Below are 19,351 nucleotides of genomic sequence, written 5' to 3' on the forward strand. Positions count from 1 at the left end.
TTTACTTTTGATTAATTTATTAAAATGAAAAATCTTTTTTTACTAGCACTTTTAGTTCATGCATCATTATTTTATTCTCAAGAAAAAAATGCTTGTACACTTGAGAAATCAAGTTTTGTAGATGCATTTAAGGTTGATACAAATGATATAAAATGTATATCTAAAAACACCGGTAAACAAAATACAATTTTTTACACTTTTGCAAGTTGGTGTGCACCTTGTAGGAAAAATTTACCAACAGCAATGGGAATTACATCTAAGTATGATTCCGATGTATACATTTTAATTTTGGAAGCAGAAAATGATAAATGGACGAAGAGTGGTATTGATTATATAAAAACAGACTATCCGAATGCTAAAATACTCGTATTAAAGGATTCTGTATTTAAAGGTGGAACGAGAAAAAGAAATAGTAATTTTATATCAGAAATTACAGAAAGTAAAAAACTTTCTAATCCAGGCTATTCAGCATATCTAATTTTCGATAATCAAGGTAAAGTTATTCATAATACCAACGATTCGTATAAAAAATTAGCTGACGGAACATATGAATCAGAAGAAGCCAATTTTGCAAGAGAGGTAGATCCTTATTTGACCAAATTATAAAAAGTTAATTCACAAAAAAAGCTTCGAAATTTTTCGAAGCTCTATCTGTTTTTATTTAGGTTAAATTATAAATTCTCTAAAATAAAATTCGTCATTTTTTCATAGAGTTGTGGTCTGGTCATTCCACCATAGATTCCGTGGTTTTTGTCGGGATACGCCATGAATTCGAATTGTTTTTTTCTTTGAATCAAAGCTTCCGAAAATCCCATAGAGTTTTGAAAATGCACATTATCATCAGCGGTACCGTGAATCAAAAGGAATTTTCCTTTCATTAAATCCGCATATTCCGTTGGCGAATTTTTATCATAACCATCTGCGTTTTCCTGTGGTGTTCGCAAATATCTTTCAGTGTAAATAGTATCGTAATACCTCCAATTGGTCACTGGTGCTACTGCAATTCCCGCCTTGAAAACATCTGCACCTTTGGTCAAAGCTAAACTTGCCATGTATCCTCCGAAACTCCATCCAAATATTCCAATTCTTGTTTTGTCGATGTACGTTTGGTTTCCGAACCATTTTGCAGCAGTGATTTGGTCTTCGATTTCGTAATGACCAAGATTCATGTAGGTTACTTTTTTGTATTGTGCTCCTCTATAACCTGTACCACGTCCGTCGACACAAGCAACAATATATCCCTTCTGCACTAATAAATTGAACCAAAGTCCATTTCCTCCGTCCCAAGAGTTGGAAACACTTTGTGAACCCGGACCTGAATATTGGTACATGAACAATGGATATTTCTTATTAGGGTTAAAATCCTTTGGCTTCATGATGTACGCATTCATTTGGTCACCAGCTGCATTTGGAATGGTGATAAATTCCTTAACGACTAAATTGTCACTTTTCAATTTGGAAAGTTGCTCATCGTTGTTTTGTAATTCCTTCAGTACGTTTCCATTTCCATCCTTCAAAGTGAAAGTATATGGTTTTGCAGCGCTGGAATAGGTTTCTATAAAGTAATTGAAGTTTTTGCTAAAATCTGCAGCATTAGTTCCCTCTTTTGCTGAAATAATTTGGCTTTTACCATTGTTGATGTTGAGTTTGGAAATTACTTTGTTAATGCTTCCGTTCTGAGTCGTCTGGATGAGAACTTCTTTTGTTTTGGGATTGTATCCATAATATTCGGTGACTTCCCAATTTCCTTTGGTGATTTGTTTCTTGAGTTTTCCGTCCGCTTCGTACCAGTAGAGATGACGATTGCCGTCTCTTTCGCTTCCCCAAATAAAGGAATTATCATCCAAAAATTCTAAAGTCACATTATCTGTATCTACCCATTTGGAATCAGATTCGGTAAACAATTTTTTGATATCACCGGTTTTGGTGTTCACTTTTAAAACGTCCGAAGCATTCTGGATTCGGTCTGAAGTGATAAGTACGATTTCGTCCGAACTTGCGGTCTGATAGACATTCGGTATATAATAGTTTTTAAATGAATTTAAATTTAAACCTATCGTTTTTTCGGAGTCCAAACGATATAGATGAGCTGAAACTTCGGAGTTTTTTTCTCCCGCTTTCGGGTATTTGAAACGCATTTCCGAAGGATATAACTGCTTTCCGTAGATGGGGATGTACATTTCTGGAACTTGAGATTCGTTGGATTTAACGAAGACTATCGCATCAGAATTTTTAGTCCATTCATATTGTCTTGCGTGCCCGAATTCTTCTTCGTAGACCCAGTCTGCTAATCCATTGAGAATTTTATTTTTTTCTCCGTCTTTGGTGATTTGGATAATCTTTCCTGAATTCAAATCTTGATAAAATAAGTTATTCTCGGAAATAAAGGCAACCTTGGTTGCATCGGGAGAAAAACGTGGTTCTTGAACAAAATTTCCGTTATTAAGACTGATGGTTTTTTCTGATTTTAGATCTTTAATATCAAATTTTCCCAAGAAAGAGTGTCTATAGATCGGTTGTGATTCTTTTAAAAGAAGAATTTTGGATTCGTCATCAGAAAATTCATAGCTTTCGAAGCTTCCCTCGGCGATGTATCCTTGATTTTTATTGGATTTGTAATCGTACTTGACGATTCCTCCACGTTCGATGGTGGCGTAGTTGTCACCGTCTTTGAGGGAGGCGATTCCAGCAATTCCTTTTCCACGATAATACCCAGAATAGATTTTGTCTAACGTGATTTCTTGAGAAAAAGCAACAACGGAATAGAGTAGGGTTGCTGCCAATAAAAGTCTTTTCATAATCTTCTATATAATGAGTCCAAATATAAAAAAAAATCTGCGGAGCGTTCCGCAGATTTCAATATCTAAATTTTTAGGTTTAAGCGTTGTAGATTTCTCTATAGTACTCAGCTGCCATTCGGTCACTGTTAAATTGTGCCTTAACATCGTCCATTGCAGTTTGAGTGATTTTTCTCCACTTATTTCTGTCTTCGTAATAAGTTGGGATTACTTCGTTTTCCAAAATATCATAAAGTGTGTTAAGGTCATAAGCGTCTTGCTCATACACTGACATATTTTCGTAATCAGCTTTTGGAACTACAAATGAGTTAACACCTGGTTTTGCAAATTCTGGAATCCATCCGTCATCTGTAGAAAGGTTAACAGAACCGTTCATTGCTGCCGTCATTCCCGAAGTACCAGAAGCTTCTCTTGGAACACGAGGGTTGTTTAACCAAACGTCAGAACCTTGCTTCATCAATCTACTCAAAGCCAGCTCATAACCTGTAAGTACGGCCATGTTTTTGTGTCCTTTGCTTTCTTCAACCAAAGAGTTGAAAGTAGAAATTGCAGAATAATCCAAAGGATAAGGTTTTCCAGCCCAAATGATTTGTACAGGATATTTTGGATTGTTCAACATTTTCATAAAACGTTCTTTGTCATGAAGCAACAAGTCAGCACGCTTGTATCCCGCAAAACGTCTTGCCCAAACAATGGTCAATACAGTTGGGTCAAATAATTTTCCACACTGATCTGCAACGGTTTTGAATAATCTTTTTTTGATGTGTCTTTTTCTGTAATCGAAAGAGTCACTATCGTTCTGATCTTTGAAATCGTACAAAGGATGATCAGCCCAATACTTGAATTCTTGAGCATTAGTAATCGATTTGATTTCACAAATTCCATCGTATTTGTTCCACATTTCATTGGAAACTTTACCATGAAGCTGAGATACACCATTAGCAATTCTTGCCATTCTTAGTGCGCAAAGAGAGTGGTTGAAAAGGTTAGGATCTGGATATCCTTCAATCATCTTCACTTCTTCAAGTGAGCATCCACTGAAGTAAGACATGTCATAACATAATCTTAGACTATGCTTTTCGTTTCCAGCTTCTTCTGGAGTGTGCGTTGTGAAAACTAATTTTTCTCTCACTTTTTGCAAGTCACCACCATATTTTTTCAATAGGTAGAAAGCAGCTGGAAGTCCGTGAGCTTCGTTCAAGTGGTAAACGTCTCTTTCGAAATTCATTTCATCCAAAAGTTTTGCACCTCCTTTACCCAGTAGAATGTATTGAGCTACTTTGGTAGAGTCGTTACCGTCATATAATTTGTGGCAAATAGTTTTGGAGATATGATCGTTTTCTGGAACGTCTGTTGAAAGGAAAAACATTGGAGCGGTGTGGAAGATTTCTGGATCAAGATACCATACTTTTACCCAAACTGGTGCGCTATGAATCTCAATTTGGAACTTGATTCCTGTATCTTGCAAAAAGCTGTACATTTTCTTAGTCCAAGTTGGTTGCAATGTTTGGTCGTGATTTCTTGCTTGATCATAGTAACCGAATTTCCAAAGAATCCCGATTCCAACTAAATTTTGTTTCAGGTTATAGGCACTCTTCATGTGAGAACCTGCTAAGAACCCGAGTCCGCCGGAGTATATTTTTAAAGCTTGGTCAACGGCAAATTCCATTGAGAAGTAAGCTGCTTTTTTATTGTATTCCGGGTTAATGCTGTAAGGCATTTCGAAGTTTTTAAAATCCATCATCAATTTTTTTAAAAAATTAAGGGGCAAATTTATGAATTTTTACGTTGTACATCACTGATTCACAAATTAAGTTTGCGAATTATGGTTAAATGTCATCTATTGTAAAATGGTCATGGAGGATTAGTATCTATGTTAATTTTTTTTAGTATTGTATTGGTTTTCATTAATTTTGATTACATTTAACTCGTAATTTTTTGATTTTCAAATCTTTCAACTATGAAGAAGGTGTTTTCTGAGGAAGATTTAGTCAAGAATCTTTCTTTATATTATCTCAACCGACATCTTAAAAAGAAGCCGATAGAGAAGTATCACCGCCAGATTGACCACTCGCAACTTCATGTGAGAGAAAAACACAAGAAAAAATTAGAAATCCTTCTTCTCAACTCTTTTCTTCATCATTATCCCGAAATTCAATTTGAAAGTTTAATCTGTGAAAGTCCTGATTTTATCGCCAATATTGGAGGTAAGAAAATTGGAATTGAACTCACAGAAGTCATTAATCATCTTGAGCTTAAGAAGATCGAATGTCTCATGAACCGAATTTTTCGAGAGGCTGAAATTTTATTGGAAAAAGAGGATGCAACAAAGTTTCGGGGAGTATATTTCTTAGAGTTTCGAGAGTTGACTTTAGCTGATTTTATCCATCGTCAACCGGAAATCGTACAACAGATTACGAATAGTATTAAAAAAAATAAGGCTCTTGGCGCTGTTAAAAACATAAGAAAGTCCAAACATAGGCGCAATGTTTTCATTACTCATGACTACAATATGAGCTTGTTTGATACCTTATCTTCTGAAAAAATCATTGAACTTATTGAAAAGAAAAACGAGAAATATCCTTACTACGACCGTAGTGTTGACGAATGTTGGCTGGTGATTGTATCGGATATGAATTCTTTGGCTTCAAGATACAGCATGATTCAGGATAAAGAAGAATTGGAGAAGATACATTCGCCGTTTCATAGGATTCTACATTTGGAAAATATGTGTGGAAATTTGACAAGAATTAAATAGAATTCGGGATTAGTTGGTTAAGTTATATTCAATAGGAATTTAAAATGGTAGAGTTATTTATTAAGAGATTTCAGTATTACAAGGAGCTTGGTGACAAGACTTTTCGACAGCTTTCTGAAGATCAAATGTTTTGGCAATACAACGAAGAAATCAATTCGATTGCCATTATTGTAAAGCATATTGCGGGAAATATGCTGTCGAGGTGGACTAACTTTCTGACGGAAGATGGTGAAAAACCTTGGCGAAATAGGGATGCAGAGTTTGTGAATGAATTTGGTTCCAAACAAGAAGTTTTAGACTATTGGGAGCAGGGATGGACTTGTCTTTTTCAAGCTTTGAAGCAAATAACTGCAGAAAATTTGCATTCAGAAATTTATATCAGAGGAGAAAAGCATTCGGTTTTGGATGCGATGCTTCGGCAATTGGCTCACTATCCTTATCATATTGGTCAGATTATTTATGTTGCAAAAATGACCAAAAATGAGGACTGGGAAACACTTTCTATTGCAAAAAACAAATCGAAAGAGTATAATTCTGAAATGAAGGAAGTGACTCATTCTCAGGATAGTCATGAGAATTCTTCGCCAGTTTGTTTTGCTAAAAGTCCCGAAATTCGAGAAGACTACGAAGTTTAATAAAATTTGCATATTGTTGTATATCTGACTTTTATGATAAAAATCAGAGCGGGAATTTTATAGGATATGAGATTCAGTCTATATCTTTACGAGACTAAATCATTAATTCCAGAGCTATGAAAACCGAAACTGTAACCTCCAAATCTTTAGTCGATTGTCTGAGTCAACTTAAACTTCATCCACAAACATTTGATGATACCGCTAAAGCACTTTTCTCTTTCAACTACGAAGATTATGACGAATTGTTTGATTTAGATAGTAGAGCTGTCAGAGATGAAACTTATGAGAGGGTTGCAGTGTATAGCGATAATGAGTGTGTTGCCATTCTCATGCTGTGGGGAGTGGACAATCAGACGGCAATCCATGACCATAAAAATTATGATGGACAGATCAAAATCTTAAAAGGTAGTCTTACAGAGGTCAGTTATCGAGAGAATTTTAATTTTATAGAATACGATGGAATTGCCACTGCGAAAGAAGGGCAATTATTTCCAGAAGAAAAAGGAGGGATCCACAGTATTATCAATAATGCCGAAGGAATTTCGGTTTCCTTACATATCTACAGAACAGCTCAACTTAATCTCCAAGGAGTACGATTATTTGATACCGAATTTCGAAAAATTGCTTGGTTGAGTGACAAGGCGCCCTCATGTTCATGGAATTTGAACGATGAATCTTTTGAAAAGATTGTCAAGATATAAAACGTTGTCCAAAAAAGGCTCTTAACAGCATTCGAAAATGACTGATTAATTTTCCGTAAATTTGTTGCCGATTTTTTTCTCCATTATGTTAAAGAAAACAGCAGCATATCATGCATTAGGTTGCAAACTTAATTTTGCCGAAACCTCTACTATTGCACGTCAATTAACCGAGTCGGGCTACGCTAAAGTGAGTTTTGATGATCCCGCGGATGTGTACGTGATTAACACTTGTTCTGTAACTGAGAACGCCGACCGCGAGTGTAAGCTTCATGTAAAACGCGCCATGAAAGCTAATCCTGATGGTTTGGTGGTTATAGTGGGTTGTTATGCTCAGTTGAAACCGGAAGAAATTTCTCGTATTGAAGGGGTGGATTTGGTTTTGGGAGCTAAAGAAAAATTCAATATTGCCAGTTATTTGGAGGATTTGGAAAAATCCAAAAGTGAAGGATTGGTGCATTCCTGCGAAATTGAAGAAGCTGATTTCTTCATTGGAAGTTATTCTATTGGAGATAGAACGAGAGCTTTCCTGAAAGTTCAAGACGGTTGCGATTACAAATGTACTTATTGCACGATTCCTTTAGCAAGGGGAATTTCGCGTTCGGATACCATCGAAAGTGTAGTGAAGAATGCTAAAGAAATCGCTGCTCAAGATATTAAAGAAATTGTCCTGACTGGAGTTAATATTGGAGACTATGGAAAGGGTGAATTTGGAAACAAAAAGCACGAACACACCTTTTTGGATTTAATCAAAGAGTTGGATAAAGTAGAGGGGATTGAAAGAATCCGAATTTCTTCTATTGAGCCTAATCTTTTGAAAGATGAAAGCATCGATTTGGTGTCTCGCAGTCGAAGTTTTGTTCCACATTTTCATATTCCATTGCAAAGTGGAAGCGATGATTTGTTGAAAAAAATGAAACGTCGTTATCTAACCCAACTGTACTCGGATAGAGTTGCAAAAATAAGGGAAGTGATGCCCGATGCGGCTATAGGAGTGGATGTTATTGTTGGATTTCCTGGTGAGACCGATGAGAAATTTTTTGAGACCTATAATTTTATTAAAGATTTGCCGATTTCGTACCTACATGTATTTACTTATTCCGAAAGGGAAAATACAGAAGCGGTAGATATGGAGGGCGTAGTGCCTATTTCCGAGAGAAAGAAGCGCAACAAAATGCTCCGCATTCTTTCTGAAAAAAAGAAAATGGAATTTTATCAGACCCAGCTTGGAAAAACTTTACCTGTCCTTTGGGAACATGAGAACAAAAATGGAATGATGTATGGTTTTACTGAGAATTATGTTCGAGTGCAGAAGCCGTTTGATGCTAATTTCGTTAATCAAATTGAAAAAGTAAGTCTTCAAAAAATAGAGGCGGATGGAAGTGCGTCCGTTGTTGCCGCTTTCGAAGAGTTTTTAAATAAAATCTAAAATGGGGAAGAAAATTTGGCCTATCCTTCTTGGTGTTGTAATGATTATTAGAGGAGGAATGAAAATAGCAAGTGAGGACGAGAGCGATACTTTTGGTTACATATTTATCGGATTGGGTCTTGTTACACTATTTGCTGGTCTTTTTGCTAAAGAAAAGAAATCTTAAAATCACACGGAGTCACTTCGCTGAATGAGAACTTTGAAGCCATTATTTTTTTTAACAAAAATTTTAGTTTTTGAAATTTAGAACAATCGACAGTTTTGAAAATGTATTTCTGAAAATGTTAATAATGGATGGGTTCTAAATGATTTTGTTCTTGAGCGTAAGTTCCTTCTTCAAACCTTTTGGTTTGAAAATAGAAAGATTAATCTTTTTCGGTTAATGCTTAAAATTGTATTCTAAATTGGAAGGCTATCTTCTCCTTTTAGAAGTCCTTTTCCTGTAAGTTGAAGGTGGTTGATGAATTTTTTAACTGGCATGTCAACGTATTCGACCGTTTCGATAGGAACGATAACAACTTCTCCGCTGTTGGTGTCGGGGATACCAGGAACAAATGCGAGAGCTTCTGTTTCTGTACGTTCGATAAGGATGGCTGGTTTTTTCTCTTCTTCAAATACCAAGTAGATAGCTTTTCTTTCCCCAGAAGTCGTGTCAAGCGCTTGCGCCATTTTGTTTTTATAAACTAAGTATCCAGGAATGTACTCCAGTATTCCCTTTTCTATTGCTTTATGAAGTCTTGCTGAAAGTCGGTTGTTAGTTAAGTTTCCTATAAGATAGAAGGCGATAAGAAAGAAAATAATTAAGAAAATTGTTTCGGTGTATGCTCCAAGTAGCGTTTTGTTTCCAACGAATTCACCGATTTTTGAACTTAATCCGCTGAATCGTTGCCAAATTTTTTCAATAATGATGAAAATTGCTAAGAAAGGAAGCGCAAACATAGCTCCCAATAGGAGTTTGCGAAGAATTTTTTTAATGTCCATGGTTTGTGTTTATTGATTAATAGCTTTGTATTTTACAAAGAAACTTGTACAAATTTAACTAAAAATTTAATTCGCTCGAAAATAATAAAACTAAAAGACTACCCCACAAGTGAGGTAGTCTCTTATAAAAATATTGATATGAATGTGCTTAGTTTTGTACACAAAGTGGGTTGGCATTAAGCTCACTAATTGGAATTTTGAAATTCCATCTAGCGTCATCTGCTGCCACTACGTTTACGCTATTAATTACGGTAGATACGTGATTAGACCCTGTTGCATTTCTTACTACAGGAAGATTAAGTCTCTTAAGGTCAAACCAACGGAAGCCTTCACCCCAAAGTTCTAATCTTCTACTGTTCATAATTTCAGTAATGTAAGCAGAACCTGTCGTGGAGCTAGTATAAGCAGGGTTTCTATTAAGTGCAAGTACGTTGAAGACGGTTTTTGAATCTGCCTCTTGATTGTTTCTAGCTAGAGCTTCGGCTTCAATAAGGTACATTTCAGCTGCTCTCATATAAGGTACATCACATCTACTGTCACCAGTACTTACCGCTAAGAATTTCTGTGAGGTGTATGGTTTTTTCACAAAGTTAGTTGGCAAGTTAAGTGCAGTATGTTGACCGGTTACATCAAAGTTAGCTTTTCTGATATCCGTTGAAGGGAACAAATCATACAATGGTTTGTAGATTGCTTTCGGCGCTAGTCTAATCGTAGAAGAATTGTAGTTTCTTGACATATAAGCTCCGAAGTTCCCAAAGTAGTCCGTTTGGTCAGCTACGATTTCACTAGCCCACATCCATTCTAAACTTGCGATTTTATTGAATCCAGAAGTATATTCTACATTAGACATCAGGGTAAATCCATTTCTTGCGAGTTTCGCTTGAGCAGCAGCTTCAGGCCAATTTCCTTGTGCTAATGCAACTCTTGCTTTGATTCCTCTCGCTACATTAACGTTAAGGTGAGATTTGTGAGATCTTGTTTTTCCAGTAAGAATAGAAATAGCCATAGTAAGGTCGTTGTTGATTTGAGTGTAAGTCTCTTCAACAGTGCTTCTCGCCATTGGTGATACTTCATTTGGTAATAAACGAAGGATTACACCAAGTTGTGTATTGTTTTGTCCTGCAACATATCTACCACCATATATCTGAACAAGTTGAAAAAGCGCCCAAGCTCTATAACTATATGCTTCTCCCAAAGCGCGGTCTCTTAGGTCTTTGTCCGCATCTGGTGTACTTGCTCCAATGGTGACATTTGCTGCGTTGGCAATAACGATATTAGCGTTGTTGATGATTTTGTAGTAAAATCTCCAAGGATAATTGGTACCTGTACTGGTGTCGATATCGGCACTTTGCCATCTCAAATCAGCTACGTGCCAGTTAAGACCTACTGCAGTATGAACAAGGTCTTCAGCCATTGAGTCGAACATAACAATAGCACCAGTTTGTCCATTATAACCTTGTCCGTAAGGTGTACGTACATACATGTCTCTGTGGATACCATTGATGATATTCATTAATCCTTGTGGTGTTCCAGTAGTGTTGTCATATTCGATAGCGTCGGTTGGAGTTGTTTCCAAGTATTCGCTACTACAAGAAGTGATTACTGATAATCCGATTGCGGATAGGAGTAATAATCTTTTAAAGTTAAATTTATTTCTCTTCATGATTTTTAAAATGATGCATTAATACCTAAACTGATAATACGGGCAGGTGTGTAACGGTTTGTTGTAAGACCGTTGAAGTTTTCCTGAGGTTCTAATCCTTTTCTCTTTGTTTTAGAGTAAAGATTTTCCCCACTTAAATATGCGCTAAATGAATTAACATTAAATGTTTCTGTAAACCTCTTTCCAAATGTATAATTAAGTGTAACATTTCTTAGAGCGACAAAAGAAGCGTCAACCAGCCATCTAGATGAATCCGCAGAGTATTGACTGTACAATGAACTATCAACTCTTGGCACATCTGTAATGTCTCCTGGATTTTGCCATCTGTTTTGCATATCAGTGTGTAATGCAAGACCTTGAGGATATCCGCTCATTAATGCCTGGTAGTTGGAGTCAAACACTTTTCCGCCGAACTGGTAGGTGATTAATGCAGATAAAGTGATGTTTTTGAATGTGAATTCGTTTCTAACGCTACCAAAAACATCAGGAATTGCAGATCCGCTATAATCATATTTAGCTCTCGAAGATCTATTGGTTACCCATACTCCATCGATTTGTTTATCCTGACCTGTAATAGGAGTGCTGATATATTTTTCGTCAAGTAAGAAAAGTCCATCACCGTTTGATGGATCAACACCATACCACTGTCTTAACCAATAGTCATAGATAGAAGTCCCGACCATTAATTTTTTGGAACCGTTGATGATTTCAGTTTGTCCTTCTGGAAGCTTGGTCATCTCATTGTGCAGAGTTGATGCGTTAACTGTGAAATCCCACTTAAAATTAGAATTTCTAACAATTCCTAGATTAAGTGAAGCTTCGATACCTTTGTTTTCTAAAGCACCTACATTGGCGATGATGTTGTTGTCCGGAATTCCACTTGATACTGGTACTGGAACGTTGAAAAGTAGTCCATCGGTGATTCTTCTATACCACTCGAATGACCCGGAAACTCTACGATTTAGGAATGAAAAGTCAACTCCCGCGTCAAACTGGTTATTGCTTTCCCAGGTAATATCTCGCTTGGATATATCATATAATACCAATCCTCCTTCGGTTGCATTATTATTGAATGAGAATAAATCTTTGTACGCGTAATAAGAAATACCTTGGTCGTTTCCTACTTGTCCGTAAGAAGCTCTCAGTTTGAGTTCGTTAACAAAGTTCACGTTGCTCATGAAGTTTTCTTTATTGACTCTCCAACCACCTCCTACTGACCAGAAGTTTTCCCATCTGTATTCTGGTGCAAATCGTGAAGAAGCGTCTCTTCTAAATGATGCGGAAAGGAGATATTTCTCGTTATAATCGTAATTTAATCTTGTGAAATATGCTTCCTTGGTGTAACTATCAGTGTAAGAAGTTAACGATGTTGGAGTAATAAAGTTAGCTAAGTCATCATTGTTTTCACCAACTTGTCCTTGTTTGTATCCATATAAGTACTCGAAGTAGTAGGAGTTATTCTCGTGTCCTAATAGGAAATCGAAGTTATGGCTGTCTAACCTTTTGGTGTAATTCAAGAGTTGGTTGAAAGTTGAACTTCTTGTAAAAGTACTTGTTTTAGCTGCGGATCCACCAGGAGCAGAATCTCCCAAAATGTTGTTTCCATATTCGCGACGGTAAGTATTTCTCGTATCGAAACCTCCGTTAATGGTAAATTTAAGGTCTTTCAAAATTTGGAATTCTGCAAAAGCTCTAGAATTGATATTGTAAGCTCTTGTTTTGTCCATGTTAAGCATTAGTTCATAGATCGCATTTCTACCAGTATACGCACTACCTCCTCTTGGTGTTGTTCCTAATTGGTTAAAATCGTATACTTTCTGTCCCTCATCATCATAAACATTGCTACCATCGGCATTGTGAAGGTATGGGCTATAAATCGAACTCATGAATCTTGAAAATCTATATGGATTAACAATTGACGAGTTGTTGCTAGCTCCATCGTATCCGTTATTACTTAAAGTATGAGCACCGAACAAGTTAATTCCTACTTTAACCCAATCTCTCAATTGGCTTTCTGTGTTTAATCTAGCAGAAAGTTTTTCAAAATCAGATTTAATCAAATATCCTTTGTCATTAAGGTATCCAATAGATGCATAATAGGTTGATTTTTCTCCTGATCCACTATAATTAAGGTCGTAAGCTTGACGAATACCTGTTTTAAAGAGGTCTTTGCCCCAATCAAGGTCTGTGAATTTAAGGGAAGCATTCGGATTAAATGTCCCGTTAACAACCAATTCGTTATTAGCTACATTGTAGATATTCTGTCCTAAGACATTAATTAAATTAGCATTAGCGTAGGTGTTTGCTAAGTCAGTAGTTGCACTAGCTCCGGTCGTTAATCTTCCGTTTCTGATGGCTTCCCAATTTAACAAATAATAGTTCATTGGATCGACGCGATCATATTCCTGAATACCTCTCTGTGAGATTGCGGTATTTGCTGAAAAATTGATTCTATCTCTTCCTTTTTTTCCCTTTTTTGTAGTAATTAAGATGACTCCATTGGCAGCACTAGAACCATATAATGAGGTTGATGAAGCGTCTTTTAGAACACTCATTGACTCTATATCTTGTGGGTTAAGTGCAGCAATGCTACCATTAAATACCACGCCATCCACAACATAAAGAGGGCTGTTGGCTGCCGAATAACTCGAGAATCCTCTAATTCTGATCGATGGTAAACTTCCTGGTTGACCATCTCCTGCGGATACTTGTATCCCTGGAGCGGCACCATCAATAACATTTGCAACGTTGGTTATAGGTCTTTTCCCAATATCACCAGCTGATATTTGTGCTGTAGAGCCAACTGTTGTCTCCTTTTTTTGCTTTCCGTAGGCAACGACAACAACCTCTTCGATAACTTTCGCAGTGTCAGTCTTGCTACTTTGAGCTAAAGCTAGGTTCCCTAGAAAGAAGGAAACACCTACGCTTAATACTTTAAGTTTAGCATTTGATTTTAACATTTTTAACATTTTTTAAGAGTCGGTAAATATATTAATATTTTTCATTTGCAAAATAATATGTGAATATTTATAAATAATCTAAATAAATATGTGTTTCTTTTAATAGAATTGGCATGAATAATTAAATATGTAATATTTTTTCCATGTAACGTGCGATATTGTAAAGTAGTAGAAAAGTAAAATGATGTAGAAAAGATTTGTTATTTTGCAGTTATAAGATAATTAGTGAAATTATGAGGATTCAGTTTATTTGGATTGGAGCTATTGTTTGTACTTCAGCTTGGATTTATGTATTATGGTGTGAGGTTTCGTGGTGGCTACCAGTGATTTTAACCGTAATTTATTTGGTCGGGTTATACAATGCATTGCAGACCAAGCATGCTATTCTTAGAAATTTTCCAGTGTTGGGATATTTTCGATATTTTTTTGAGAGCATTTCGCCAGAATTACAACAGTACTTCATTGAAAGAGAAACTGATGGGAAGCCCTTTCCAAGAAATCAACGTTCTGCGGCCTACAGAAGAGCAAAGAATATTGGTGACACAGTACCATTTGGGACTCAATTAGATATTAATCATCGAAAGTATGAAGGAATTAAGCATTCGATTTATGCGAAGAGTCCATCTGAGGAGTTACCAAGAGTATGGGTAGGAAATGACCAATGTAAGCAACCTTATTATGCTTCTCTTTTTAATATTTCAGCAATGAGTTTTGGCTCCTTAAGTGATAGAGCGCAAGTTGCACTAAACAAAGGAGCAAAAAAAGGAAATTTCTTTCATAATACAGGTGAAGGAGGTGTCTCACCTTACCATTTGGAAGGAGGAGGAGATTTGTGCTGGCAAATTGGAACAGGATACTTTGGTTGTCGTGATGAAGAAGGAAAGTTTTCACCTGAAATCTTCAAAAAATATGCACTGCTTTCTAATGTTAAAATGATTGAGATTAAACTTTCTCAAGGGGCAAAACCTGGACATGGAGGCGTTTTACCAGCAGTTAAAAATACCCCTGAAATTGCGAAAATTAGGCACGTGAAGTCTGGAATAACGATTGTCTCTCCTCCCTCTCATTCGGCTTTTTCGGATGCTGCAGGTTTGTTGAAGTTTGTTTCTGAACTTCGTGCGTTGTCAGAAGGGAAACCTGTAGGATTCAAACTTTGTATAGGAGATACTCGTGAATTTGAAGAAATATGTGAGAAGATGAATGAGCTTCACGTCTATCCAGATTTCATTACCGTTGATGGAGCGGAAGGAGGAACAGGAGCTGCACCTCCCGAATTTTCAGATGGAGTAGGGATGCCACTAGAACCAGCTTTAATCTTCGTAAATAAAACGCTCAAAAATTATGGAGTTAGAGACAAAATTAGATTGATTGCCAGTGGAAAAGTTTTGACCTCTTTGGATATTTTGAGGGCAATTTCAATGGGTGCAGATATGTGTAATAATGCAAGAGGATTTTTGTTTTCGTTAGGATGCATTCAAGCTTTGCGATGCAATACCAACAAATGTCCAACTGGTGTAGCTACTCAGGACAAAATGTTAATTAAAGGTCTGGATGTGTCGGATAAAAGCGAGCGCGTATATCATTTTCACAAAAATACTTTGCATACATGTAACGAGTTAATAGCGGCAGCTGGTAGAACATCTTATGCTGAGGTGGATGCATCGATGTTCATGAGAGGTGATGAGTTCGAACATTTATCGGATTTGTATTTCCCAAATGTTTTTGAAAATTTGAAAAAATAGAAATTTGAAGATGTTCAAAATGATTAGAGTCCGTAAATTTTTTTACGGATTTTTTTATGAACGCAAAATGGATGAAATGGCTAATCGGTAACCTTCTAATCCAAGTCCAGAGATGATGCCATTGCTGTATGCAGCCGTGACAGATTTTTTTCTAAATTCTTCCCTTTGGTAGATATTACTGATATGGACTTCTATTTTAGTTTTCTTGATGTTCTTAAGAGCATCAGCGATAGCATACGAATAGTGAGTAAACGCACCTGGGTTAATCACTAAAGCATCAAAATCATCCATTTGAAGACGGTCTATGATTTCTGATTCGCTATTGGACTGGAAATAGGAAATTTCATGCTCTGGAAAATCGTTAATGAGGCTTGCAAGGTATTGATCCATTGAAGTGTTACCGTAGATTTCAGGTTCGCGAGTTCCCAATAAATTAAGATTGGCTCCGTTGATGATAAGGATTTTCATATTAAGTCTCTGATTAACATTTTCAAAGATATAAAAAACAAAAGTTTTTAACTCCGCAAACCAAGTACAAAAGTTCATGGTTTCGACTGTTTTTCAAAATTTCTTATCTTTCGGGCTCAAAAAATGGTACATGACAAAGTATTTATTTAGCTTTTTTATTGTCTTTTTCATTGGGCTTAGCGCACAGCAAGGTTCTTATTATCAGCAGTTTGCTAAATATGAAATGGATATTGATGTTGATGCTGAAAATTTCACATACAATGGTAATCAGACGATTACTTACACCAATAATTCGCCTGACGAACTCAAAGTAGTCTATTTTCATCTGTATTGGAACGCCTTCAAGCCTGGCTCTATGATGGATCAGAAAGTTCAGCGTGAAGGAGCTGAAGGCGATTCAAAATTATTTAAAGATGGAAAATCTACATTAACGACGATTCTACCGGATGAAGAGGGAGCCCAAAATATTCATTGGATTAAACAAAATGGGAAAAATCTCAAGTTCGAAATCCAAGAAACCATTATGCGTGTTGAACTGGTTGAGCCAATAAAACCTAAATCCAGTACGACTTTTACTATGGAATGGGATGCTGTAGTTCCTAAACAAATTAGGAGAAGTGGAAGAAATAATACCGAAGGAATTGCATTGACAATGACTCAATGGTATCCCAAAATTGCAGAATATGATTATGATGGATGGGCTACTTTTGATTATGTTGGAAGAGAGTTTCATGCGCCTTTTGCAGATTTTGACGTTCATATCAAAATCAATCAGGATTATGTTGTAGGAGCGGGAGGGATTTTGGAAAATAGTAATGACGTTAAAGGTTATTCCGAAAATCCGAAGATAAATCCAGATAGTAATGGCAAGGTAGAATGGAAATGGAAAGCTAAAAATATTTTGGATTTTGCTTGGGCGGCAGATCCTGATTATACCGTAGAAAGTTTTACGGTTTTAGATGGTCCAGAAGTCTTTTACGTATATCAAAAATCCGAAAAAATGCTTTTTTGGGAGGAGTCCAAACCATTGATAACTCAGTTTTTTCAATTGATGAATGCGCAATTCGGGAAGTATGAGTATCCAACCTATTCCTTTATTCAAGGAGGTGACGGTGGAATGGAGTATGGGATGTGTACAATAATGTTGGGAGAAGCCAAAAAGTTAGAGGACTTGGTTGGTCTTATGGTTCATGAAGCGGGACACTCTTGGTATCAACAGATGTTGGCGAGTAATGAAAGTGTGAGACCATGGCTAGATGAAGGATTTACTAGTTACGCAGAAAGTTGGGTGATGTATCAGCTTTTCCCTAATAATAGATTGGCGAATCCTTTTTCCAAAACGATTGCTAGCTATATTGATTTTGTAAAGAAGGGAAAGGAAGAGCCTGCAGTTTGGCTAGCTGACCAGCACGAAAGAGGAAAATCTTATACTTACTCTTCCTATGTCAAAGGTGAATTGTTTCTTGTACAATTTGGCTACATTATGGGAGAGAAAAATTTGACGACAGTGATGAGAGAATATTTTAGAATTTGGAAGCTTAAACACCCCACTGAAAGAGATTTTCTACATTTAGCGCAAAAATACTCCGGAATGGACCTTAAGTGGTTTCAGCATTATTGGATTAATACAACAAAGACGATTGATTATGCCATCAAAAATGTGCAGTATGGTGAAAATTTCACGACAATTACTTTAGAAAATAATGGTGAAATACCAATGCCGATAGATTTTGGAGTTTTGTTGCAAGACCAAACGGTAAAATACTATCAGATTCCTGTGAACTTGACGAGAACGTGGAAGTATAGCGACTATTTTGGCCCAATGACGAAATTGCAATATTGGCCTTGGACACAGAAGGAATATACTTTTACAATTCCATATAATAAATCAGAAATTCAATTATTAGGCATAGATTTGTCACAAAGATTGGCAGATGTTAATCCCGCAGATAATTTTGTTGAAGTTAAATAATACACATCTTTACATTTCATGAATTCAATAGTAATCAATATAGGAAACACTAATATTCGTTTTGGACTTTTTCATGACGACGAGTGCGAAGTTTCTTGGGTCATCAACACAAAACCTTATCGTACTCGCGACGAAATCTATGTTCAGTTTTTGATGTTGTATCAGTCGTATAAGATTGATGTAGAAAGCATCGAAAAGATTATTATTGGTTCCGTTGTTCCGCAGATTACTCATGATGTCATTGGTGCAATAAAAAAAATTCATGGCAAAGAACCCGTTTTGGTAGATAGAAATACACCAAGTGTTGTCATTCCAAAATCAAAACAAATGGGGACGGATATTTTCGCAAACCTTGTTGCTGCACATACTTTGTATCCTGGAAAAAAGAAAATTATTTTCGATTTTGGGACTGCGCTTACTGCAAGTTGTATAGACGAAAAAGGCGAGGTGATAGGCGTAATTATTGCGCCGGGGATTATTACGTCTCTCAATTCTTTGGTTCATGATACCGCTCAACTTCCTGAAATCGAATTGGTAAAACCGAAATCTGTTCTGGGAATAGATACCGTCTCTTGTATGCAAAGTGGAATGGTCTATGGCTACCTTGGGATGGTTGAAGGATTTATTGATAGAATTAATAATGAAGTAGGAGGCGATTGTTTTGTTATCGCAACGGGTGGTGTTTCTCATGTTTACAAACCGTTGACAGAAAAAATCCATGTTGCAGATCGTCTTCACACTTTGAAGGGATTGTATTTTCTTGGAAAAGATTTGTAAACTATCTTTTAGACTGAAAGAAATTTTTCATCAACATTTGACACTCGTTTTCTAAAACTCCAGTGACAATTTCGGTTTTTGGATGAAGACTGAGATGTTTATTGATGAATCCGCGTTGCTCATCTCTTGCGCCAATCACCACTCTCGAAATCTGAGCCCAACTGAGCGCTCCGCTGCACATGACACAGGGTTCTAGAGTGACGTAAAGTGTAACATCTTTCAAGTATTTTCCTCCCAAAGAATTTGCGGCTGAAGTAATTGCTTGCATTTCAGCATGAGCGGTTACATCAGTAAGCGTTTCTGTGAGATTATGAGCTCTGGCTATGATACGGTTTTCGAAAACCATAATACATCCAACTGGGACTTCATCTTTCTCCATTGCATATTGTGCTTCTTGTAAAGCGATTTTCATGAAATACTCGTCTGTAAACATATTATCCATTTGGTTGCAAAAATGTTGAATATAATTT

16 protein-coding genes are annotated in these 19,351 nt (G+C 36.5%); 9 read left to right on the forward strand and 7 right to left on the reverse strand.

All coding sequences use genetic code 11. The features are described from left to right. Positions 1-24: 24 nt before the first annotated feature. Positions 25-606 (forward strand): TlpA family protein disulfide reductase, encoded by a 582-nt coding sequence (locus AC4AGG_RS11135; RefSeq protein ID WP_489772076.1) that lies wholly within the window; start codon positions 25-27, stop codon positions 604-606. Between the two features lie 65 nt (positions 607-671). Here the strand turns inward: AC4AGG_RS11135 and AC4AGG_RS11140 are convergent, their stop codons facing one another. Together AC4AGG_RS11140 and glgP are read right to left on the reverse strand one after the other, a co-directional pair. Next, positions 672-2,798, reverse strand: a complete 2,127-nt coding sequence (locus AC4AGG_RS11140; protein WP_489772077.1) for a S9 family peptidase — start codon at positions 2,796-2,798, stop codon at positions 672-674. Positions 2,799-2,877: 79 nt separating this feature from the next. Further along, on the reverse strand, positions 2,878-4,539 hold the full coding sequence (glgP, locus tag AC4AGG_RS11145) for an alpha-glucan family phosphorylase (RefSeq protein ID WP_489772090.1): 1,662 nt from the start codon (positions 4,537-4,539) through the stop codon (positions 2,878-2,880). Between the two features lie 219 nt (positions 4,540-4,758). Between glgP and AC4AGG_RS11150 the strand changes: the two genes are divergently transcribed. The 5 genes from AC4AGG_RS11150 (at position 4,759) to AC4AGG_RS11170 (ending at position 8,484) form a co-directional block, all read left to right on the forward strand. After that, entirely contained in the window at positions 4,759-5,556 is a 798-nt protein-coding gene (locus AC4AGG_RS11150) for a hypothetical protein (RefSeq protein ID WP_489772078.1), read from the forward strand. 44 nt (positions 5,557-5,600) lie between these two features. Further along, positions 5,601-6,191: a DUF1572 family protein gene (locus AC4AGG_RS11155; protein ID WP_489772079.1), complete on the forward strand. Its 591-nt coding sequence runs from the start codon at positions 5,601-5,603 to the stop codon at positions 6,189-6,191. A gap of 116 nt (positions 6,192-6,307) precedes the next feature. Then, entirely contained in the window at positions 6,308-6,892 is a 585-nt protein-coding gene (locus tag AC4AGG_RS11160) for a cysteine dioxygenase (protein WP_489772080.1), read from the forward strand. Positions 6,893-6,977: 85 nt separating this feature from the next. Beyond that, a complete protein-coding gene (mtaB, locus tag AC4AGG_RS11165; protein ID WP_489772081.1) occupies positions 6,978-8,318 on the forward strand; it encodes a tRNA (N(6)-L-threonylcarbamoyladenosine(37)-C(2))-methylthiotransferase MtaB in 1,341 nt (446 codons plus the stop codon). A 1-nt stretch (position 8,319) separates the two neighbouring features. Then, on the forward strand, positions 8,320-8,484 hold the full coding sequence (locus AC4AGG_RS11170) for a hypothetical protein (protein WP_489772082.1): 165 nt from the start codon (positions 8,320-8,322) through the stop codon (positions 8,482-8,484). A gap of 233 nt (positions 8,485-8,717) precedes the next feature. On the opposite strand, the gene AC4AGG_RS11175 is transcribed toward AC4AGG_RS11170, so the two are convergent. From AC4AGG_RS11175 to AC4AGG_RS11185, 3 genes are all read right to left on the reverse strand, one after another. Beyond that, positions 8,718-9,299 (reverse strand): DUF502 domain-containing protein, encoded by a 582-nt coding sequence (locus AC4AGG_RS11175; protein WP_489772083.1) that lies wholly within the window; start codon positions 9,297-9,299, stop codon positions 8,718-8,720. A 148-nt stretch (positions 9,300-9,447) separates the two neighbouring features. Continuing rightward, positions 9,448-10,962 (reverse strand): RagB/SusD family nutrient uptake outer membrane protein, encoded by a 1,515-nt coding sequence (locus AC4AGG_RS11180; RefSeq protein ID WP_489772084.1) that lies wholly within the window; start codon positions 10,960-10,962, stop codon positions 9,448-9,450. Positions 10,963-10,967: 5 nt separating this feature from the next. Beyond that, a complete protein-coding gene (locus AC4AGG_RS11185; RefSeq protein ID WP_489772085.1) occupies positions 10,968-13,922 on the reverse strand; it encodes a SusC/RagA family TonB-linked outer membrane protein in 2,955 nt (984 codons plus the stop codon). Positions 13,923-14,155: 233 nt separating this feature from the next. Here AC4AGG_RS11185 and AC4AGG_RS11190 point away from each other — a divergent pair, with 233 nt between their 5' ends. Then, on the forward strand, positions 14,156-15,664 hold the full coding sequence (locus AC4AGG_RS11190; RefSeq protein ID WP_489772086.1) for an FMN-binding glutamate synthase family protein: 1,509 nt from the start codon (positions 14,156-14,158) through the stop codon (positions 15,662-15,664). 54 nt (positions 15,665-15,718) lie between these two features. Here the strand turns inward: AC4AGG_RS11190 and AC4AGG_RS11195 are convergent, their stop codons facing one another. Next, positions 15,719-16,132 (reverse strand): type II 3-dehydroquinate dehydratase, encoded by a 414-nt coding sequence (locus AC4AGG_RS11195; protein ID WP_489772087.1) that lies wholly within the window; start codon positions 16,130-16,132, stop codon positions 15,719-15,721. Positions 16,133-16,262: 130 nt separating this feature from the next. Between AC4AGG_RS11195 and AC4AGG_RS11200 the strand changes: the two genes are divergently transcribed. Then, a complete protein-coding gene (locus tag AC4AGG_RS11200; protein WP_489772088.1) occupies positions 16,263-18,104 on the forward strand; it encodes a M1 family metallopeptidase in 1,842 nt (613 codons plus the stop codon). 18 nt (positions 18,105-18,122) lie between these two features. After that, positions 18,123-18,881 carry a type III pantothenate kinase gene (locus tag AC4AGG_RS11205; RefSeq protein WP_489772089.1) on the forward strand — a complete coding sequence of 253 codons (759 nt, stop codon included), beginning with the start codon at positions 18,123-18,125 and terminating at the stop codon, positions 18,879-18,881. A gap of 1 nt (position 18,882) precedes the next feature. On the opposite strand, the gene AC4AGG_RS11210 is transcribed toward AC4AGG_RS11205, so the two are convergent. Then, positions 18,883-19,314: a nucleoside deaminase gene (locus AC4AGG_RS11210; protein ID WP_489772091.1), complete on the reverse strand. Its 432-nt coding sequence runs from the start codon at positions 19,312-19,314 to the stop codon at positions 18,883-18,885. Between the last annotated feature and the right edge of the window lie 37 nt (positions 19,315-19,351).

This window comes from Chryseobacterium sp. CG10_8 (genome assembly GCF_058117085.1).

Coding starts and splice junctions, on each gene's coding strand:
- AC4AGG_RS11205 (WP_489772089.1), top strand. CDS start 18,123: ATGAATTCAATAGTAATCAATATAGGAAACACTAATATTCGTTTTGGA.
- mtaB (WP_489772081.1), top strand. CDS start 6,978: ATGTTAAAGAAAACAGCAGCATATCATGCATTAGGTTGCAAACTTAAT.
- AC4AGG_RS11180 (WP_489772084.1), bottom strand. CDS start 10,962: ATGAAGAGAAATAAATTTAACTTTAAAAGATTATTACTCCTATCCGCA.
- AC4AGG_RS11135 (WP_489772076.1), top strand. CDS start 25: ATGAAAAATCTTTTTTTACTAGCACTTTTAGTTCATGCATCATTATTT.
- AC4AGG_RS11185 (WP_489772085.1), bottom strand. CDS start 13,922: ATGTTAAAATCAAATGCTAAACTTAAAGTATTAAGCGTAGGTGTTTCC.
- AC4AGG_RS11190 (WP_489772086.1), top strand. CDS start 14,156: ATGAGGATTCAGTTTATTTGGATTGGAGCTATTGTTTGTACTTCAGCT.
- AC4AGG_RS11175 (WP_489772083.1), bottom strand. CDS start 9,299: ATGGACATTAAAAAAATTCTTCGCAAACTCCTATTGGGAGCTATGTTT.
- AC4AGG_RS11140 (WP_489772077.1), bottom strand. CDS start 2,798: ATGAAAAGACTTTTATTGGCAGCAACCCTACTCTATTCCGTTGTTGCT.
- AC4AGG_RS11160 (WP_489772080.1), top strand. CDS start 6,308: ATGAAAACCGAAACTGTAACCTCCAAATCTTTAGTCGATTGTCTGAGT.
- AC4AGG_RS11210 (WP_489772091.1), bottom strand. CDS start 19,314: ATGTTTACAGACGAGTATTTCATGAAAATCGCTTTACAAGAAGCACAA.
- AC4AGG_RS11155 (WP_489772079.1), top strand. CDS start 5,601: ATGGTAGAGTTATTTATTAAGAGATTTCAGTATTACAAGGAGCTTGGT.
- AC4AGG_RS11195 (WP_489772087.1), bottom strand. CDS start 16,132: ATGAAAATCCTTATCATCAACGGAGCCAATCTTAATTTATTGGGAACT.
- AC4AGG_RS11200 (WP_489772088.1), top strand. CDS start 16,263: ATGACAAAGTATTTATTTAGCTTTTTTATTGTCTTTTTCATTGGGCTT.
- AC4AGG_RS11170 (WP_489772082.1), top strand. CDS start 8,320: ATGGGGAAGAAAATTTGGCCTATCCTTCTTGGTGTTGTAATGATTATT.
- glgP (WP_489772090.1), bottom strand. CDS start 4,539: ATGGATTTTAAAAACTTCGAAATGCCTTACAGCATTAACCCGGAATAC.
- AC4AGG_RS11150 (WP_489772078.1), top strand. CDS start 4,759: ATGAAGAAGGTGTTTTCTGAGGAAGATTTAGTCAAGAATCTTTCTTTA.